Here is a 19,572-nt window from a genome sequence, read left to right as displayed (position 1 = left end):
TTTTTTCTTTAAAAAATAAAAAGATTGCAATGGATAGCTGGAAACAGCTTCAAAAAAGGTGCCGAAACAAGTTCAGCATAAATTACAAATAACGAAAAACAGCGAAGGGATTTTCTGTTTTAAAAAACAAATAAAAGTATGTACGTAGTAAAAAGAGATGGCCACAAAGAGCCGGTAATGTTCGACAAAATCACAGATAGAATTAAAAAACTATGCTATGGTTTAAATGATTTAGTAGATGCCGTGAAAGTCGCAATGCGAGTAATTGAAGGGCTTTATGATGGAGTTTCTACGTCAGAATTAGATAATTTAGCAGCCGAAACTGCGGCTTCAATGACTATTGCGCATCCTGATTATGCACAATTGGCGGCGAGAATTGCAATTTCGAATTTGCATTCCAATACTAAAAAATCATTTTCGGAAACAATGAACGATATGTTTCATTATGTAAACCCGAGAAATGGACAAGATGCACCTTTATTATCTGAAGAAGTACATCAGGTGATTATGAAAAATGCGGAGTTTTTAGATTCCCATATTATATACAATAGAGATTTTAATTATGATTATTTTGGTTTTAAAACCTTGGAAAGATCCTATTTGCTTAAAATAAACGGCAAAATAGTGGAGCGTCCGCAACACATGTTAATGCGTGTTTCGGTTGGGATCCATTTAGATGATTTAGATTCGGTTATTGAGACGTACGACTTAATGTCGAAAAAATTCTTTACGCATGCAACCCCTACATTATTCAATGCGGGTACTCCAAAACCTCAGATGTCTTCTTGTTTCCTTCTGGCGATGCAAGACGATAGTATTGACGGGATTTACGATACGTTGAAACAAACGGCAAAAATCTCTCAGTCAGCAGGTGGTGTTGGGCTTTCTATTCACAATGTAAGAGCAACTGGTTCTTATATTCGTGGAACCAATGGAACGTCAAACGGAATTGTTCCGATGTTACGTGTTTTTAATGATACAGCACGTTATGTAGATCAAGGTGGTGGAAAACGTAAAGGTAGTTTTGCAATATACATCGAGACTTGGCATGCGGATATTTTTGAATTTTTAGATTTGAAAAAGAATACTGGAAAAGAAGAAATGCGTGCCAGAGATTTGTTTTTTGCGATGTGGACGTCTGATTTATTTATGAAACGGGTTCAAGAAGACAGTTATTGGACGTTGATGTGTCCTAATGAATGTCCGGGATTGTATGATGTGTATGGCGAAGAATTTGAAACCATGTACATTGATTACGAGAAACGTGGAAAAGGTAGAAAAACCATTAAAGCGCATGAACTTTGGGAGAAAATTCTAGAATCGCAAATCGAAACTGGAACGCCTTACATGTTGTATAAAGATGCCGTCAATAGAAAGTCAAACCAGAAAAATTTGGGGACGATTCGTTCTTCGAATTTGTGTACCGAGATTATGGAATTTACATCCAAAGATGAAATTGCAGTTTGTAATCTGGCTTCTCTTTCCTTGCCGATGTTTGTTTCTAATGGGAAGTTTGACCATGAATTGATGTATACCGTTACAAAACGCGTAACCAGAAACTTGAATAAAGTAATCGACAGAAATTATTATCCGGTAATTGAAGGAGAAAATTCTAATAAACGCCACCGACCAATTGGTCTTGGAGTGCAAGGATTAGCCGATGCTTTCATTATGTTGCGTATGCCGTTTACGAGCGACGAAGCTAAAAAACTAAATCAGGAAATTTTTGAAACATTATACTTTGCTGCGGTAACCGCTTCAATGGAAATGGCCAAAGAAGAAGGGCCTTATTCGACATTTAAAGGCTCGCCAATATCTCAAGGAGAATTCCAATACAATTTGTGGGGAATGAAAGATGAGGAATTGTCAGGACGTTGGGACTGGGCTTCATTACGAAAAGAAGTGATGGAACACGGAGTGAGAAACTCGTTGTTAGTGGCACCAATGCCAACAGCTTCGACCTCACAAATTTTGGGGAACAACGAAGCATTCGAACCTTATACTTCTAATATTTACACCCGAAGAGTCCTTTCGGGGGAATTTATTGTGGTAAACAAACACTTATTACACGATTTAGTGGAACGTGGTTTGTGGAACGAAACATTGAAACAAGAATTAATGCGAAATAACGGTTCTGTTCAAGACCTGAATATTCCGCAAGACCTGAAAGAATTGTACAAAACAGTTTGGGAAATGTCTATGAAAGACATTATCGACATGTCCCGTCAGCGTGGTTATTTTGTGGATCAATCACAATCGTTGAACTTGTTTATGCAAAATGCCAATTATTCTAAATTGACATCGATGCATTTCTATGCTTGGCAATCCGGATTAAAAACGGGAATGTATTATTTAAGAACAAAAGCTGCGGTGGATGCGATTAAATTTACATTAAACAATGATAAAAAAGCGGAGCCAATCGAAATCAAGGAGCAATCAATCGTTATTCCTGCAGTCGCTGAAGCAGTAGAAATGACTTCGGATGAATACAGAGCCATGCTCGAATTGTCTAAAAATGCAGGTCCGGACGAGTGTGAAATGTGTGGGTCGTAGGCCATTGCGAGAAACGAAACAAACTCATTTTGAAACCATTTTGTTGACATCAACGAAATGGTTTTAAAACAAAAAAGCAGTTATTGTAATGATAACTGCTTTTTTTTTGGAGCTATCTACTTCGTCAGTTCGCTTCGCTCGTGTCCCGCTTTCCGTTGCAATCTTTTTATTCACCAAAAAAAGGCGAATAAAAAGGATTTTCACTTTAATCGGGGCTAAAACACCAAGATTTAACAGTAATATTTGTAAACAATTCACTATATTTGAGATAGTTATTAGCCTTAAAGACTTTTTTATAATAATCAAAACGATAAAAAATGGAAAATAAAAAATTTACTATTACAGATGATTTATTAGCTTCCAAAAGCCAGCGTCTACTGAATTTCAGTATCGATCTATTTATAATTTATGTTATCGAAATCAGTATTGGTACGACCATAATTCTAATTGGAGATTTAACGAATAGTGATACTGCATCAAATTGGGTTACATCATTAAGGATCGTTGAAAGTTTTTTCTTTGGATTAGTAATACTCTTTTTTTACTATGGACTTAGTGAAATGTATTTTTCCAGAACTTTCGGGAAGTATTTCACGAAAACAGTGGTTATTAAGCATGACGGTTCAAAACCAAATATGAAAAGCATTATTGTACGAACGGTATCCAGATTAATTCCTTTGGAGCCTTTTTCTTTTTTAACTGCTGAGCGAGGATGGCACGATACTTTATCGGTTACGTATGTGGTGAAAAAGCATGAGTTTATAGCCAAGAAAAAATTATTTACGGAAGAATAAGACAGTAGATAAGATAAAAAAAGCAGTCATTTTAGACTGTTTTTTTGTTTATAAACACAACCTTTTCTTTATATTCGCTCCTTGTAAAAACCAAAAATATAATGATGCACTGGGAACAACTTTTATCACTAAAACGACAAGGAGACAAAGGCAAACGATTGCGGATAGAACAAGACGACACCCGTTTGGGTTTTGAGGTGGATTATGACCGTATTATCTTCTCGGCTGCCTTTAGAAGTTTACAAGATAAAACGCAGGTTATTCCGTTATCAAAAACTGATTTTGTACACACCAGATTGACGCACAGTTTAGAAGTTTCTGTCGTGGGGCGTTCTTTAGGGCGATTGGTGGGTAAAAAAATCATCGAGAAATATCCGCATCTACAAGAAGTGCATGGCTATCACATGAATGATTTTGGGGCTATAGTTGCCGCTGCATCATTGGCTCATGATATTGGGAATCCGCCTTTTGGGCATTCCGGTGAGAAAGCAATTGGTGAATATTTTTCCATTGGGAAAGGACAACAATACAAAAACCAGCTTACGGCAAAAGAATGGCAGGATTTAATTGATTTCGAAGGAAATGCGAATGGATTTTCGGTGTTGACGGCCAGTCGTCCGGGAATTGAAGGAGGACTTAGAATTTCGTTTGCAACTCTGGGTGCTTTTATGAAGTATCCAAAAGAAAGCTTGCCGAAGAAACCAACCGCAGCTATTGCCGACAAAAAATACGGTTTCTTTCAAACGGATAAAACTTTTTTTCAAGATGTGGCTTTAGATATGGGATTGATTCCAAATAAAACAGGGATGGATATTGGTTTTGAAAGACATCCTTTAGCGTATTTAGTCGAAGCGGCTGATGATATTTGTTATACCATTATTGATTTTGAAGACGGAATCAATTTAGGACTAGTTTCCGAAGATTTTGCTTTAGAATATTTGATAAAATTGGTAAAAGACAGCATTGATACTTCAAAATACAAGACCTTAGAAACCAAAGAAGATAGAATAAGTTATTTGCGCGCTTTGGCAATTGGAAGTTTAATCAATGATGCCGTAAAAGTATTTGTCGAAAATGAAGTGCTGATCCTGAACGGAAAATTCCCGTATGCCATAATGGATAAGAGCAAATACAAAGCGCAGATGGACGATATTATCAAAATAAGTGTGGATAATATTTACCAAAGTCGGGAAGTCATTGAGAAAGAAATTGTAGGCTACCAGATTATTCAAACCTTGTTAGATAAATTCATAACGGCTTTCAATAATAAATTCGATGGGAATGCATCTAATTACGACTCTTTAATTCTGAAAATGTTGCCTGAAAAGCATCATTTGGAAAAAGAAAATTTATACGGAAGATTACTTCATATTTGTCATTTTATCTCATTACTGACAGATGGAAATGCGTTGTTGTTTTATAAAACAATTACTGCTGTTAAAAATTAACAATTGTGTACTAATCATTAATTTGTTATTGTAGATTAAAAAAATTAGATTTGTTTTCAGCTTTTATGATTGATGAATTATTAGATTTTTATGAAAAAAATTATACTTTTTTTAGTTTTTTTAACGCATTTTTTTGCTTTAGGACAATCGAACACTTTAATTATTCAACGATATTTAAATACTCCTAATGCTAAAATTAATGTTTCGAAAAGCGATTTTAAGGATTGGGTAATACAAAGCGATGGTGGAGCGACCAGCTCCGGAATACAAAATTGTTATGTAGTGCAACGTTATAAAGGTATTGAAATCTTTAGGGCAGTTTCTAATTTTTCAATACAGAATAGTGAAGTTATTGATGTTCAAAAACGAATAGTGGATGGTGTTTCTAAAAAAGTAAATACAACCAAACCCTCATTATCAGCAGTAGATGCTTTGACTAAAGCGTATTCGCTCTTGGGCATGAAAGCCGATGAAATTTTCACTGTTATAGAAAATAAAGAAGCTCATAAATTTAAAATAAGCAATGGGTTAGGCATTCAGGAGCCAGTCACTGCTAATTTAGTTTTTCATCAAGCCAGTAATGGTAAATTAATTTTGGCTTGGGATTTTACCATTTATACACCAACTCAGGACCATATATGGAGCGTGAGAATTGATGCCACTGATGGGGGACTGTTAGAAAAAAATGATTTTGTTATTTCTTGCAGTTTTGATCATAGTAAAGCAATCGGTCATTCTCATGAGTCTTGGGCAAATTCATTTGACTCCAGTTACAAACAAATTTTTTCGGCCTCTCCAACGCAAACAACTAGCGGGTCCTACCGAGTGATACCATTCAATTTTGAAAGTCCCAACCACTTTGCTTTTCAACTTGTTTCGAACCCAGCGAACAGCCATGCATCTCCTTTTGGCTGGCATGATGTTGATGGTGTGGCGGGACATGAATTTACGATAACCAGAGGAAATAATGTATGGGCTAAAGAGGATTTTGTCAGCACTAATTCAACTTCGGGTTTTAGCCCTTCAGGTGGAGCATCACTACTTTTTGATTTTCCTTATGGTGGTACAAATGTACAGGCATCAACCTATATAGATGCGGCAATTACGAACCTTTTTTATATGAATAATGTCATGCATGATGTTTGGTATCAATATGGTTTTGATGAAGCAAATGGAAATTTCCAAGTGAATAACTACAATCGTGGCGGGAAAGATACGGATCATGTTAATGCTGATGCACAAGATGGATCATTAGTGGTACCAATGAGTTTAAATAATGCTAATTTTTCAACTCCGGTGGATGGGAGTAGCGGAAGGATGCAGATGTTTCTGTGGGATCGAGGTCCAGAAATTAAGCCAATAATAATTAATTCGCCTGCAAGTATTGCTGGAAGTTATGTAGCAAGGCAAAACTCCTTTAACCCAGGACGTGTTGATTTGCCTGTGGCTCCCAATTTCCTGCAATCTGATGTAGTGCTCTACTTAGATAGTACGGGAGGCACCTCCCAAGGGTGTGTAGCGCCTTCTAATGCTGCGGCAATGAGTGGGAAAATCGTTGTGCTGAGAAGAGGGAGCTGTACGTTTGTAGTAAAAGTAAAAGCGGCGCAAAATGCTGGGGCTATTGCTGTAATTGTTGTTAATAATGCTGATGGAGATTTAATTATGTCAGGAGCTGATGAATCGATTACCATACCTGCCATAAGTGTTACTCAGTCCGTTGGGGAGAATATTATAACCCAAATGCAGACTCAAGCCGTAAATATAAAAATTCAATTAGAGGCTTCTCCTTTTATAAATTCAGATGGTGATTTCGATAATGGGATTATTGCACACGAATATGGTCATGGGATTTCTACTCGTCTGGCCGGCGGGAGCAATAACTCCAGTTGTTTGAATAATGCGGATCAAATGGGAGAAGGCTGGTCTGATTGGTTTGCATTAATGATGCAAATTAAACCTGGAGATTCTGGTGGTGCCAAAAGAGGAATAGGGACTTTTGTTTCTTCACAAGCCACAGATGGCAGGGGAATACGAGATTTTCAGTATTCTACGGACAGGGCGATTAATCCAATGACATACGCCTCTACCAATAATTATCAGTTTATTGACACAGATAATGTATCAAAAACCTCCGTACACGGGGTAGGTTCCGTTTGGGCTACTATGCTGTGGGATTTAACGTGGGCTTATATCAATAAATATAGTTTTGATAATAATAAATATACAGGATCAGGCGGGAATAATAGAATTATGCGAATTGTATTAGATGGAATCAAATTACAAGCTTGCAGTCCTACTTTTGTAGATGCAAGAAATGCTATTATAGCTGCAGATCAGGCAATAACAGGCGGTAAGGATTTCTGTTTGATTTGGGAAGTTTTTGCTGCCAGAGGACTAGGAGTAAACGCATCTGCTGGAGACAATAATGTCGGGAATGATCAAGCTGAAGATTTTACAAGACCCGTATCAGGACCAAATTGCGCCTTAGCGGTAGACAACTTTGAGAGTGATGTGATGCGCGTATTTCCAAACCCATCCAAAGGGCCAATAACAATTAAAATTGATCAATACTCTGGTAGGGTAAATATCCAAGTAATAGATCTTAACGGACGAGTGCTTTATGATGTTAAAAACCAAGAATTCAGTAGAGTAAAATCAATTGATTTAAGTGCATTGGCAACCGGGATTTATATATTGGATATAAAAGGAGAAAATTTACATTATGTTGAAAAAATAATTAAAAATTAATAGCATAAATTTTAAAGCCCTGAAAAAATTTTTCAGAATTTTTTTAAAACAAATATTGTATTCCAACACCTATAGCTTGCCGTACTTGTACTTTTGGGCCTTCAGTGACTTGAATTCCCGCTATTTCTCTTTTTGATTTAATGTCATCATCATAAATAATATGTGCGCCAATATTCGCTTTTACGTATTGGTTTACCACTAATTCAAATTGGAGGTCGTAATCGATATCTATGTTGCCAAAATGATTCACATAATCAGAATATAAACTGAGGCGATTTTCTAAATGAATATTTTTAAAAATTTCTTTTTTCAGATGACCCGTAAATAAAAATCCGAGCTCTGTTCTGGATTTTTCGCCTTTTTCGATCAAATTTCCGTTCAGATCGTAAATGGCTTTAGTGACACCAAAAGCACCTTGATTCGCTAATCTTTGATCTAAAACCAAGGTTGTTTTAAATGTAAATGGGGAAATATAAAACGTTCTTTTTTTCTCTTTATTTATATTCTCAGCTCCTATTCCCATGAAGGCATAAGCGGGTGCAAAGGGCTTTGATATTGCAGTTTGAGTATTTGGATAAGAATAACCATTAGTGAACTGCGTATTGAAATTTAATTTTGCGGAATGGTACCAATTCGAAAGGGTGTCTTTTCGATAACCAAATGTTGAGTTTAATAAAAGGGCATCATCCGTTTTTCTTACTTCGATGCGGTCTTGTTTGTTTAAACCATATCGGATTAAAAGTTCATTGGTCCAATTGTAATTGCTTCGGTTGTACGTTCTCAGAAATTTTCCGTTGAACAACCCGGAAACGGAGCTTGTTCCTCCGGGACTCCAGTTGATAAAAGCGACTTCGGATATGTCAAATCCTAAACTATTTTTTTTTGTCCAATACGATAAAGGAACATGTGGTTTCTTAGTTCGTATATTGACTACTACGGTCAGCGGTTTCTTTACTTTTGTGAGTGTTGTTACAGGTTCAAGTGCAGTTTTCATAGTACTGACTGTTGCTTCTTGGGAAAAACTATTTATAGAAACTGAAAATAAAAAAAGTAAAAATGCAGTAGGGAGTAATTTCATTACGGGGGAGATTAAATTTAAACGTGCAAAATAATTATTTTAATAGCTTGAAAAAAGGATTTCAAGACTTTTAACGTCAATTTTGCAATATTGTTGTAATTCAGCTACTGTTCCCTGTTCAATAAATTCGTCAGGAATGCCTAATATTTTTATTTTTGAAGTGTAATTATTTTGGGAAGCAAATTCAAGTATAGCACTCCCAAAACCGCCATTTACAACGCCGTCTTCTAGCGTGATTATAGTTGAAAATTTAGTAAAAATGGTATGTAGTGCTTTTTCGTCTAATGGTTTGACAAATGAAAAATCATAATGGGCAATGGTTTCCTGATGGTCTGTCTTGGCTATAGCCAAAGTGACATTGTGACCAATAGTTCCATTTGATAATACTGCGATATGTGTTCCTTTTTTAATACAAATGCTTTCTCCAATTGCTATTTTTTTATACTTTCCCAGATGTTGATCTTGCCAATTCTGAATCACACCGCGACCTCTTGGATAACGGATAGCGATGGGCTGATTCAATCCCAGTTGTGCAGTATAGAGAATGTTTTGAAGCGCTATTTCGTTCATTGGGGAATAAATAATCATATTAGGAATACAGCGCAAATAAGCAAGATCAAAAACACCGTGATGCGTTGCGCCGTCTTCTCCCACTAATCCCGCTCTGTCCAAACAGAAAATTACCGGTAAGTTTTGCAGTGCTACGTCATGAATGACTTGGTCGTATGCTCTTTGCAAAAAAGTAGAATAAATATTGCAAAATACGATCATTCCTTGTGCTACCATTCCGGCCGCTAAGGTAACGGCATGTTGCTCGGCGATTCCTACATCAAAGGCGCGTTTTGGGAAAGCTTCCATCATGAATTTGAGGGAACTTCCCGAAGGCATTGCAGGTGTAATTCCTATTATTTTTTCGTTTTTTCGGGCCAAATCCAATACGGCCAAGCCAAAAACATCCTGGTATTTCGGCGGTAAATTCTCTTCTGATTTGATGTGAATTTCCCCAGTTGTAGCGTCAAATTTCCCCGGCGCATGGTATTTAACCTGATTTTCTTCGGCTTGTTGCAGTCCTTTACCTTTGGTGGTGATGATATGGAGAAATTTTGGTCCTTTTACTTTTTGCAAGCGTTTGAGTTCCTTGATAACCGCAAAAAGATTATGCCCGTCAATAGGACCCGAATAATCAAAATTCAATGATTTAATCATGTTGTTCTGCCTCGGATTTTTCCCTTCTTTTACGGCAGTAAGATACTTTTTTAACGCACCAACGCTCGGGTCAATGCCGATGGCGTTATCATTAAGAATCACCAGTAAATTAGCATCAGTAACTCCGGCGTGATTTAATCCTTCAAAAGCCATTCCTGATGCGATGGAGGCATCTCCAATCACTGCAATATGTTGTTTATCGTATTCGCCTTTCAAATTAGAAGCAATCGCCATTCCTAATGCTGCTGAAATGGAAGTCGAAGAATGTCCTACGCCAAAAGCATCATAGATACTTTCACTTCTTTTTGGGAAACCGGAAATACCGCCGAGTTGCCTGTTGGTGTGAAAATTTTCTCTTCGGCCGGTGAGTATTTTATGTCCATAGGCCTGATGGCCTACATCCCAGACCAACAAATCATTTGGTGTGTCAAACACATAATGCAAAGCGATGGTGAGTTCAACAACACCCAAACTGGCCCCAAGATGGCCTTCTTTTGCGGCTACAATATCAATTATGAAATTGCGTAATTCTTGAGCGACCTGAGGAAGTTGGGTTTCATCAAGCAGGCGTAAATCGGTTGGATTGTTGATATTATAGAGAAGGCTATTTTTCATTATTTGCAAAAAAAACAAAATTACATTTTTAATGTTAGAACATGTCGTTTTCGTACTTGGTAATTCGTTTAATTTGTAAAGTGTCAATCTTCGTTATAATTTTGGTTCTAAAAAAAGACTTTTTAATGGTGTCTGGTATAATTGTAAGTGATAATTGAAATTCACAATTTCTTTTTTTACCATTCTCTTCTCCAGGATACCATTTTGGAGAAGATTTTAAAACTCTAGATAATTCCTCACTGCTTATAACTCCTATTCCTTTAATAATTTTCACATCGTTTAATCTTCCATCTTTTTCAATTACGAAAGAAGCTTGAATTTCTCCTACTTCTTTTACTTTTTTAGATAAGTGGTAATTATCTTTAACAAAAGAATAAAACTTAGACATACCACCTATATAATTTGGATAAACGCTAATTCCTAGGCCGCCATAGATAGTATTATCTTCGTAGATAACGCTTGTTTCATTTTTTGTTTTTTCTTCTTTTTTCGATGTTACTTCTCCACATTTAATAGTTTTAGGCTTTTTAAATTTTACTTGATTTACTTTTGATGTGGGTTGTAATTTATGATTCAACGAATCATTTGATTGTGGAGGTAATAACTTACCAACACCAATAGTTTTAATTTCACTCGTATCTTTAACAATCTTTATTTTATCAATTTTTTGCTTTTTACCATTTTCATTTTTACAACTAAATAGTGTGGTTCCCATAGCGATAAACAATGCCAATAAGAACATTTTGTGATAATGTGTTTGTGTGAATAAAACACGACTCGGAATATGAATCGTTATCGTATCTAATTGTGATTTTCTAAATCTTCCGCAGATATTTTTGTTTTGATTTTGAATGAAAAAATGCTGTATTTCCTGAGGTAACATTGTTGTAAAATCGATGACCGACTTGGAGCAACTTAAGCAAAAACGACCGTTTTCGTTTGGAGTCATTTCATCCCAGTTTTCGCTACAAGGTTCGGGAATCGCTATTTTGTACTTTCTTTCCATTTTTAAATTTCAATATTTAAATGTACTGAAAAATAAATTGTAAAGCCCTATTTTTGTAGTTATGATAAATCCTTTCACCGACGAATATTTTATGAAAAAGGCTTTGCAGGAAGCCGAAATGGCTTTTGAAAAAGGCGAAATTCCGGTTGGTGCCATTATTGTCATTGATAATAAAGTTATTGCCAGAAGTCATAATTTAACCGAATTACTTCATGATGTTACGGCTCATGCGGAAATGCAATCCATAACTGCCGCAGCTAATTATCTTGGCGGAAAATATTTAATGGGTTGTACGCTGTACGTCACACTGGAACCTTGCCAGATGTGCGCCGGCGCTTTGTACTGGAGTCAGATTTCGAGAATTGTCTATGGAGCCACTGATGAAAATAGAGGTTTTGTGAAAATGGGAACACAATTGCATCCTAAAACAACTGTTGTGAAAGGTGTCTTGGCAAATGAAGCTTCGGAGTTGATGAAGCGATTCTTTGTGGAGAGAAGAAAATAATTCTATTTACACAAATCCCTAGCCCAGATTACTTCACTTAATGTTTATTTTTTATAGGAGTTCAGTGAACTTCGTTTGTAGTGGCATCCTTTTGCAAAGCTTCCAGCCTTTTGAAGGGTGAAAGCTTTGCAAAAGATAGAACGGATAGCTGGATTAGCTCCAGATTGCTTCGTGCCTCGCAATGACCGCTTGCTTCTAAAAATCTCGCAATGACGCACAAAAAAACCGCCAATCTTACGAAAGGCGGTTTATAATTTATTCTATGACAGCATTTTCTTTTTTGTCGTAGAAATGATATTCTAAATACGTGTAAGCATCACGAGGTATGATTTTCACCCACTTTTTATGTTCAAGAAACCATTTTGAACGTAATGATGGAAAACCTTTGGTAAGGTATGCGGCCACAAACGGATGTACATTAAGCACAACATCTTTGTGGTTTTTTAATACTCTTTCCAGATCAAAAGCGATTTTATCAATGATTTGAATTGGTGCTTCAATTTCGCCACTTTCATTGTTTGGATCTTCTTCTCTAGTTTTAATATTTACTTCTGGTCTTACTCTTTGTCTTGTAATTTGAACTAGTCCAAATTTGCTAGGGGGTAAGATCTTATGTTTTGCTTTATCATCGCTCATTTCTTCCCTGAGGAAGTCGAACAACACTTTGCGATTTTCAGGATTCGACATGTCGATAAAATCAACCACAATGATTCCGCCCATATCACGAAGACGCAGTTGTCTTGCAATTTCGGCTGCTGCTATCATGTTGACTTCCATGGCTGTATCTTCCTGGTTGGTAGCTTTATTAGAACGGTTTCCGCTGTTTACGTCTATAACGTGCAAGGCTTCAGTATGTTCGATAATAAGATACGCCCCTTTACTCATGGATACTGTTTTTCCAAAAGAAGTTTTGATTTGTCTCTCTATGTTGTATTTCTCAAAAATAGGTGTGTCATTTGATTGATAAAACTTCACTATTGATTGTTTCGAAGGGGCAATTTCTTGCAAATAATCCTTCGTTTGGTTGTACAACTCTTCATCATCAATTTGAATACCACTAAAGGTATCATTAAATACATCTCTTAATATCGAAGAGGCTCTATTGAGTTCTCCTAATACTTTGGAAGGATGATGAGCAGTTGGTAATTTTTTACACATTGCAGTCCATCTGCTGAGCAGGTTCTGCAAATCTTTTTCTAATTCGGCTGTATTTTTGCCTTCGGCTACTGTGCGAACAATAACACCAAATCCTTTTGGTTTGATGGATTGTACTAATCGTTTCAAGCGTTCTTTTTCTTTTTTGTCTTCTATTTTTTGAGAAATAGAAACACGATCAGAAAACGGAACCAAAACTATAAATCTTCCGGCAAGAGAAAGCTCAGCGCTAATCCTTGGTCCTTTGGTAGATATAGGTTCTTTGACAACTTGTACTAAAACAGATTGATTGGCACTCAAAACATCAGTAATGGTACCATCTTTGTCTATTTCTTTTTCAAACTGAAAGTTTTTTAGGGAGAAATCTTTTAATTTACCTGCGCTTACAAGTTTTATGAATTTCAGTTGGGAAGCTAAATTGGGTCCTAAATCATGATAATGTAAAAAGGCATCTTTTTCAAAGCCAACATTTACAAAAGCAGCATTTAGTCCGGCAACGGGTTTCCTGATTTTGGCAATAAAAATATCGCCAACTTGGAAGTTGCTTTTTTCTTCTTCTTTGTGTAATTCAATTAGTTTTCCATCTTTTAATAAGGCAAAATCTACGGCTTCAGAACTAGATCGGATGATTAATTCTTTATTCACGCTGTACATTTTTATCTATTCGCTGTGGCGAACAAATGGATTAAACAATATTTTTAACAGGTATTGAACCCGGGGAAAATTAGCTGGCAGTTTGCAGTGTTAAGTTCGCAGTTGACTGACTACTAAAAACTGAATACTGATTGCTAACTTTCAATTTCAATGAACATTTAAAAAGAAAAAAGTAGTTTAAAACTACTTTTTCTTTTTGTGACGATTAGCTCTCGCTCTTTTTTTACGTTTGTGAGTTGCTACCTTATGTCTCTTTCTTTTTTTACCACTTGGCATATCTTATGATTTTATGATTAATTAATATTATTATTTTGCTTCGTTATTTATTTTCACCCCTTCAACAAAAACTTTTGCAGGTTTGAATGCAGGAATGTTGTGTGCAGGAATTTTTATTGTAGTATTTTTAGAAATGTTTCTTCCAGTTTTCTCTGCTCTGGTTTTCACTATAAAGCTTCCAAAACCTCTTAAATAAACATTGTCTCCAGTTTCTAATGAATTTTTTACTTCATTCATAAAAGTCTCTACAGTTGCCTGTACATCTCCCTTTTCAAGACCTAATTTTTCTGAAATTTTTGCTACGATATCTGCTTTCGTCATTTTCTTTCCTATTTATAATGTTGTACTATTTTTTTGAGTTTGCAAATATAGGAATTTAAAAAACAATTATTCAAGCTAATTCATTAAATTTTAATCACATAAACTTTTACTTTTGCAGTCTAATATTTTAAAATGAATTTTTCTAACCTGCTGATAAAATGGTATTTACAAAATAAACGGGATTTGCCATGGCGAAACACTACGGATCCGTATCCTATTTGGCTCTCCGAAATCATGTTGCAGCAGACACGCGTTGCCCAAGGAATGCCTTATTTTATGTCTTTTACTGCCGCTTTTCCTACTGTTTTTGATTTAGCAAAAGCCAATGAAGAACATGTTTTGAAACTTTGGCAGGGATTAGGATATTATTCCAGAGCGCGAAATTTGCATAAAACGGCGCAATATGTGGCCTCAGATTTAGGGGGAAGTTTTCCGGATAACTATGCGGATTTACTAAAATTAAAAGGCATTGGGGAATATACCGCTGCGGCCATCGCTTCTTTTTCTTATAACGAAGCCGTTCCGGTTGTTGATGGAAATGTATTCCGAGTTTTATCGCGTTATTTCGATATAGATACAGATATTGCTCAGGCTTCTGCCAAAAAAGAATTCGCTGCTTTGGCTTTCGAACTGATGCCAAAAGATAACCCGGCAACCTTCAATCAAGCCATTATGGAATTTGGGGCTTTGCAATGTGTTCCTAAAAGTCCAAATTGCGGTATTTGTGTTTTTAACGAAAGTTGCGCTGCTTTGCAAAAAAACAAAGTTAATCAGTTGCCTGTTAAGACTAAAAAACTAAAAGTGAGAAGCCGTTACTTTAATTATCTGGTTGTTGCAGATGAAAATGACAACACCATAATTCAAAAACGAACAGACAAAGGAATTTGGCACAATCTCTATGAATTCCCTTTGATAGAAACCGAAAAAGAGGTAGATTTTGATTGTGTTAGCGAAGCTATTCAAGCGGATTATTTTAAAGAAAATACTGTTGTAAGTATGTTAGAATACAACGAAAAAAGTATCCTTCACAAATTGTCACACCAGCATTTACATATTAAGTTTTGGAAAGTGAAAATTGAAGGAACAATTGAAAACGGAATTGACGTTGAAACTTTGAGAACTTTTCCGTTCCCAATTGTGATTCATAATTTTATTGAAAAGGATTTATAGAGTTTCTAAAAAAATGTATCTTTGATAAAATACCATATTCTAAAATGAACGGAACATTAAACAAGGTTATGCTAATTGGTTTTCTTGGCGACGACATCAAAATGCATTATTTTGATGGAGGCAATTGTATTGGAAGATTTCAGTTGGCCACAAACGAAGTGTATATCAACAAAACCACAAATGAAAAAATCACTTCTACGGAGTGGCACAATTTAGTTGTTCGCAACAAAGCGGCGGAACTTTGTGAAAAATACCTTTCTAAAGGCGATAAAATTTACGTGGAAGGACGCATTAAATCCCGTCAATGGCAGTCAGAGGATGGAAGTACAAAACACACCACTGAAATTCAGGTAACCGAATTTACTTTTCTGTCAACTAAGAAAGATACTGAAAGTAATAAACAAATTCCTGTATCTGATGTCCCGAAAAACACTAATTTTGACACCGAAAAGAATGTCTTGCCTATAAACGACTTGCCATTTTGAGTGTTTAACTAATCCTTACCAATTTGGACTCAGAGCCCAGTTTGCTTTTTGCTTACGCAATAGATACTAATTTAGCATTTGGTTTTACAGTAATAATCATATTGCTGTTTTGTTCCGCATTAATTTCAGGTGCCGAAGTAGCCTTGTTTTCGTTGTCACAAAAAGAGATTGATGAAATCATTCAAGAGAATGATTCTAAAGGAAAAATCATTGCCGCGCTTTTAGAAAAACCCAAAAAACTGCTGGCCACACTTCTGGTTGCTAATAATTTTGTCAACATAGCGATAGTAATATTTTTTTCATATACTGGCAAAAGCATGTTTGCAGCGATAACCCAACCGGTATTGAAATTCATCTTGGAAGTATTGGTAGTCACTTTTTTGATTTTGCTCTTTGGGGAAGTCTTGCCTAAAGTATATGCCAGTCGAAATAATACCAAGTTTGCCAAACTTATTGCTTACCCTATTTTCTTTTTAGATAAGCTTTTGACGCCTATTAGTTTACCAATGCGTGCAGCAACGATTTATTTGCATAACAAATTAGGAAAACAAAAAACAAATTTTTCTGTTGATCAATTATCACAGGCTTTAGAGCTTACGGCTTCGGATGAAACCTCTTCCGAAGAGCAAAAAATATTAGAAGGAATTGTGAGTTTTGGAAATACGGATACCAGACAAGTAATGAGTCCGCGAATCGATATTTTTGCTTTAGAAATAGAAGAATCTTTTGCTGCTATTTGTCCCAAAATTATAGAAAAAGGATATTCCAGAATTCCGGTATATCGAGACAATATAGACCAGATAGAAGGCGTTTTGTTTGTCAAAGACTTGCTTCCGCATATTAATACAAATGAATTTGACTGGAAAGCATTGCTGCGAGAACCTTTTTTTGTCCCTGAAAACAAAAAGCTGGATAATTTGCTGAAAGATTTTCAGAACAAGAAAAGTCATTTAGCGATCGTGGTAGATGAATATGGAGGAACCTCAGGGTTAGTTTCTCTTGAGGATGTTATTGAAGAAATTGTTGGGGATATCAGCGATGAATTTGATGATGAGCAGATTAGTTTTTCTCAAATTGATGAAAAAAATTACCTTTTTGAAGGAAAAATAAACCTGAGAGATTTTTATCGGATTATTGATGTTGATGAAGAATTATTCGAAATTAAAAAAGGAGAAGCCGAAACATTAGCCGGATTTATTCTGGAAATTTTAGGCAATTTCCCTAAAAAAGATCAAAAAATTGCATTCGAAAACTGTCTGTTTACTATAGAAGCAGTGGATAAAAAACGAGTTAAACAGATAAAAGTAACGATTGAATAATCCTTCCATGGTCCTCTGCGAAGGAAAGAGAGCCATTGGAATGCGTTTTCTTAAAATTTGTAAGATTAAAAAAAATAGAAATGTTTAAAAAAACAATCCCTTTTCTGGTAATAGCACTAACGTCATTGTTGAGTTTTAGTTGCAAAGACGCCGTGATCCCAAAACCATCCGCTTATTTGCGGTTGGATTATCCGCAAGCCAGTTATATGAATTTTGAAAACGAATGTCCTTTTGCTTTTGAAATGAATTCAGAGGCCGTTATCCAGAAAGAGCCCAATTGTGGTTTCACGATTACCTATCCAAAAATGAAAGCGACTATTTATCTCACCTATAAACCAGTCACTAAAAACATTAATGAACTGTTGCGGGATGCACAAAAATTGACTTATGAACACGTGATAAAAGCAGATGATATTCTGGAACAACCGTATTTGAATCCCGATAAGAAAGTGTACGGTATGTTTTATCAGGTAGAAGGAAATGCAGCAACGAATTCCCAGTTTTATGCTACGGACAGTACTAGTCATTTTTTGACGGGATCCGTTTATTTTTATGCGAAACCCAATTATGACTCGATTATGCCAGCGGCAAGTTATATCAAAAATGATATGCAGCGGCTAATGGAAACCTTGAAGTGGAAATAACAACAATAGCCATTTACCGGAATAGTACAAAATAAGCAATACTCTTTTTAGAATAAATAAGGCTTTTAAGTTTAAATTAGCCTGTTAACACTAACTGTACGCTTTTTTTAATGACCTTCAACATCCTTGTGTGGTTCAAAAAAAAACATCCCCGTAAAGAGAATGTTTTGTTGCGATAAAGGTAAAGTTCTATTTAGGACTTCATTTTAGAAACCTTGTATGTTTTGCCATCAGCAGCGGCTTCAACCACTGTTGTCAATTTTTCTGGTGTTTGAACTGTTTTGTCAAAAGTTACAGTGGCCATTTTAGTATCAAAATCTACTGTTGCTTTTTGAACACCATCCTGTGCGGTTAGATCTTCTTGAATCGTTTTGGCGCAGCCTACAGCGCACGTCATTCCTTCTACAGAGAAACTCGCTGTTTGAAGATTAGCAGCTGCAATTTCCTTTTTAACTTTTGGAGCAGTTGTTTCAGCCGTTTCTTTTGAAGCTATGTCTGTTTCTTTTTCTTTGCAACCTACAAATAAAAGACTTGTAAGTACCAATGTTGCGATTGATTTTTTGAAATTCATTATAATGTATATTTTGAAGATTAACTACTTTTTTATGAATTACAAAATTAATTAAAAAAAGAAGGACTAATTCATAAAATAATTACAATTTTGGGCAAAATTATTTTTATGGCATCGAAGCAGTTAAAATGGGTGTATTTGTTGGTTCTTGCCTTGGTTTGGGGAAGTTCCTTTATACTGATAAAAAAAGGATTAATAGGTTTGACAGCGTTACAATTGGGATCGTTGCGAATTATTTTTGCAGCTGTTTTTTTAATATTAATAGGGTTCAAAAGTTTGTCTAAAATCCCAGTATTTAAATGGAAATACATTGCTTTAACATCTTTATTCGGGACATTTATACCCGCTTACTTGTTTGCAATTGCACAGACTGAAATTGATAGTTCCGTGAGTTCTATTTTGAATTCCCTGACCCCTTTGAATACGCTGATTCTTGGCGCTTTGGTTTTTGGACTGCAGTTCAAAAGAAATCAGATTTTTGGAATTCTAATTGGTCTATTAGGAAGCGCCTTGTTGATTTTGAACGGTGCCATGCATCATCCGGAACAAAATTATTATTATGCTATTTTGGTTTTAATAGCTTCGATATGTTACGCAGTCAATGTCAATTTAATCAAAAAATATTTGCATGATTTGAGTCCGCTGAGTATTACTACCGGGAATTTTATGGTGCTGTTTGTTCCGGCATTCATAATCTTGTTTTTCTCCGGTTTTTTTGAAGTGGTACATGATGTGAAAGTGCAGGAATCAATTTTGTTTATAATGGTTTTAGGTATGGTAGGAACTGGAATTGCGAATATTCTGTTCTTTAAATTGATCCAGATGTCATCGCCGGTTTTCGCTACTTCGGTAACGTATTTGATTCCCGTAGTTGCTTTTTGCTGGGGATTATTGGATAATGAAATGCTAACGCCAGTTCAGTTTTTTGGTGCGTTTATTATTTTAATCGGCGTGTATTTGTCGGCTAAGAAGTAGTAGCTGTTCTTGATCAATTTGTGTTTAGGATCTTATTAAAAATAATAAA

16 protein-coding genes are annotated in these 19,572 nt (G+C 35.8%); 10 read left to right on the top strand and 6 right to left on the bottom strand.

Annotated features, from left to right (window positions below):
* Window positions 1–138: 138 nt before the first annotated feature.
* The 4 genes from EKL96_RS01185 (at window position 139) to EKL96_RS01170 (ending at window position 7,543) form a co-directional block, all read left to right on the top strand.
* Window positions 139–2,553, top strand: coding sequence for a ribonucleoside-diphosphate reductase subunit alpha (locus EKL96_RS01185; RefSeq protein WP_126457578.1), 2,415 nt, complete (start codon window positions 139–141; stop codon window positions 2,551–2,553).
* A gap of 317 nt (window positions 2,554–2,870) precedes the next feature.
* Window positions 2,871–3,347: an RDD family protein gene (locus EKL96_RS01180; protein WP_126457577.1), complete on the top strand. Its 477-nt coding sequence runs from the start codon at window positions 2,871–2,873 to the stop codon at window positions 3,345–3,347.
* 104 nt (window positions 3,348–3,451) lie between these two features.
* Window positions 3,452–4,795 (top strand): dGTP triphosphohydrolase, encoded by a 1,344-nt coding sequence (dgt, locus tag EKL96_RS01175; protein ID WP_126459023.1) that lies wholly within the window; start codon window positions 3,452–3,454, stop codon window positions 4,793–4,795.
* A gap of 90 nt (window positions 4,796–4,885) precedes the next feature.
* Entirely contained in the window at window positions 4,886–7,543 is a 2,658-nt protein-coding gene (locus EKL96_RS01170) for a T9SS-dependent M36 family metallopeptidase (RefSeq protein ID WP_126457576.1), read from the top strand.
* A gap of 43 nt (window positions 7,544–7,586) precedes the next feature.
* On the opposite strand, the gene EKL96_RS01165 is transcribed toward EKL96_RS01170, so the two are convergent.
* The 3 genes from EKL96_RS01165 to EKL96_RS01155 form a co-directional block, all read right to left on the bottom strand.
* Window positions 7,587–8,537, bottom strand: a complete 951-nt coding sequence (locus EKL96_RS01165; protein WP_317125127.1) for a DUF3078 domain-containing protein — start codon at window positions 8,535–8,537, stop codon at window positions 7,587–7,589.
* A 123-nt stretch (window positions 8,538–8,660) separates the two neighbouring features.
* Window positions 8,661–10,442 carry a 1-deoxy-D-xylulose-5-phosphate synthase gene (locus tag EKL96_RS01160; protein WP_126457574.1) on the bottom strand — a complete coding sequence of 594 codons (1,782 nt, stop codon included), beginning with the start codon at window positions 10,440–10,442 and terminating at the stop codon, window positions 8,661–8,663.
* A 34-nt stretch (window positions 10,443–10,476) separates the two neighbouring features.
* The gene (locus EKL96_RS01155; protein ID WP_126457573.1) at window positions 10,477–11,448 is read right to left on the bottom strand and encodes an energy transducer TonB; all 972 of its coding nucleotides are present in this window, start codon (window positions 11,446–11,448) and stop codon (window positions 10,477–10,479) included.
* 61 nt (window positions 11,449–11,509) lie between these two features.
* Between EKL96_RS01155 and EKL96_RS01150 the strand changes: the two genes are divergently transcribed.
* Window positions 11,510–11,953 carry a nucleoside deaminase gene (locus EKL96_RS01150; RefSeq protein WP_126455127.1) on the top strand — a complete coding sequence of 148 codons (444 nt, stop codon included), beginning with the start codon at window positions 11,510–11,512 and terminating at the stop codon, window positions 11,951–11,953.
* 255 nt (window positions 11,954–12,208) lie between these two features.
* On the opposite strand, the gene EKL96_RS01145 is transcribed toward EKL96_RS01150, so the two are convergent.
* Window positions 12,209–13,753 (bottom strand): ribonuclease E/G, encoded by a 1,545-nt coding sequence (locus tag EKL96_RS01145; protein WP_126457572.1) that lies wholly within the window; start codon window positions 13,751–13,753, stop codon window positions 12,209–12,211.
* 315 nt (window positions 13,754–14,068) lie between these two features.
* Window positions 14,069–14,359 (bottom strand): HU family DNA-binding protein, encoded by a 291-nt coding sequence (locus tag EKL96_RS01140; protein ID WP_016989051.1) that lies wholly within the window; start codon window positions 14,357–14,359, stop codon window positions 14,069–14,071.
* Window positions 14,360–14,491: 132 nt separating this feature from the next.
* Between EKL96_RS01140 and mutY the strand changes: the two genes are divergently transcribed.
* From mutY to gldD, 4 genes are all read left to right on the top strand, one after another.
* Complete coding sequence (gene mutY, locus EKL96_RS01135; RefSeq protein ID WP_126457571.1) at window positions 14,492–15,529, top strand: A/G-specific adenine glycosylase; 1,038 nt, start codon at window positions 14,492–14,494, stop codon at window positions 15,527–15,529.
* 44 nt (window positions 15,530–15,573) lie between these two features.
* A complete protein-coding gene (locus tag EKL96_RS01130; RefSeq protein WP_126457570.1) occupies window positions 15,574–16,014 on the top strand; it encodes a single-stranded DNA-binding protein in 441 nt (146 codons plus the stop codon).
* Window positions 16,015–16,037: 23 nt separating this feature from the next.
* Window positions 16,038–17,333, top strand: a complete 1,296-nt coding sequence (locus tag EKL96_RS01125) for a gliding motility-associated protein GldE (protein ID WP_126457569.1) — start codon at window positions 16,038–16,040, stop codon at window positions 17,331–17,333.
* Window positions 17,334–17,413: 80 nt separating this feature from the next.
* Window positions 17,414–17,977, top strand: coding sequence for a gliding motility lipoprotein GldD (gene gldD, locus EKL96_RS01120; RefSeq protein WP_126455137.1), 564 nt, complete (start codon window positions 17,414–17,416; stop codon window positions 17,975–17,977).
* A gap of 193 nt (window positions 17,978–18,170) precedes the next feature.
* Here the strand turns inward: gldD and EKL96_RS01115 are convergent, their stop codons facing one another.
* The gene (locus EKL96_RS01115; protein WP_126455139.1) at window positions 18,171–18,548 is read right to left on the bottom strand and encodes a heavy-metal-associated domain-containing protein; all 378 of its coding nucleotides are present in this window, start codon (window positions 18,546–18,548) and stop codon (window positions 18,171–18,173) included.
* Between the two features lie 108 nt (window positions 18,549–18,656).
* Here EKL96_RS01115 and EKL96_RS01110 point away from each other — a divergent pair, with 108 nt between their 5' ends.
* The gene (locus EKL96_RS01110; protein WP_126457568.1) at window positions 18,657–19,523 is read left to right on the top strand and encodes a DMT family transporter; all 867 of its coding nucleotides are present in this window, start codon (window positions 18,657–18,659) and stop codon (window positions 19,521–19,523) included.
* Window positions 19,524–19,572 lie beyond the last annotated feature (49 nt).

The organism is Flavobacterium sp. LS1R10, assembly GCF_003968825.1.
GTDB lineage: Bacteria > Bacteroidota > Bacteroidia > Flavobacteriales > Flavobacteriaceae > Flavobacterium.
The sequence above is the reverse complement of the archived record's forward strand: the minus strand, read 5'-3'. Positions and strand labels throughout refer to the sequence as shown.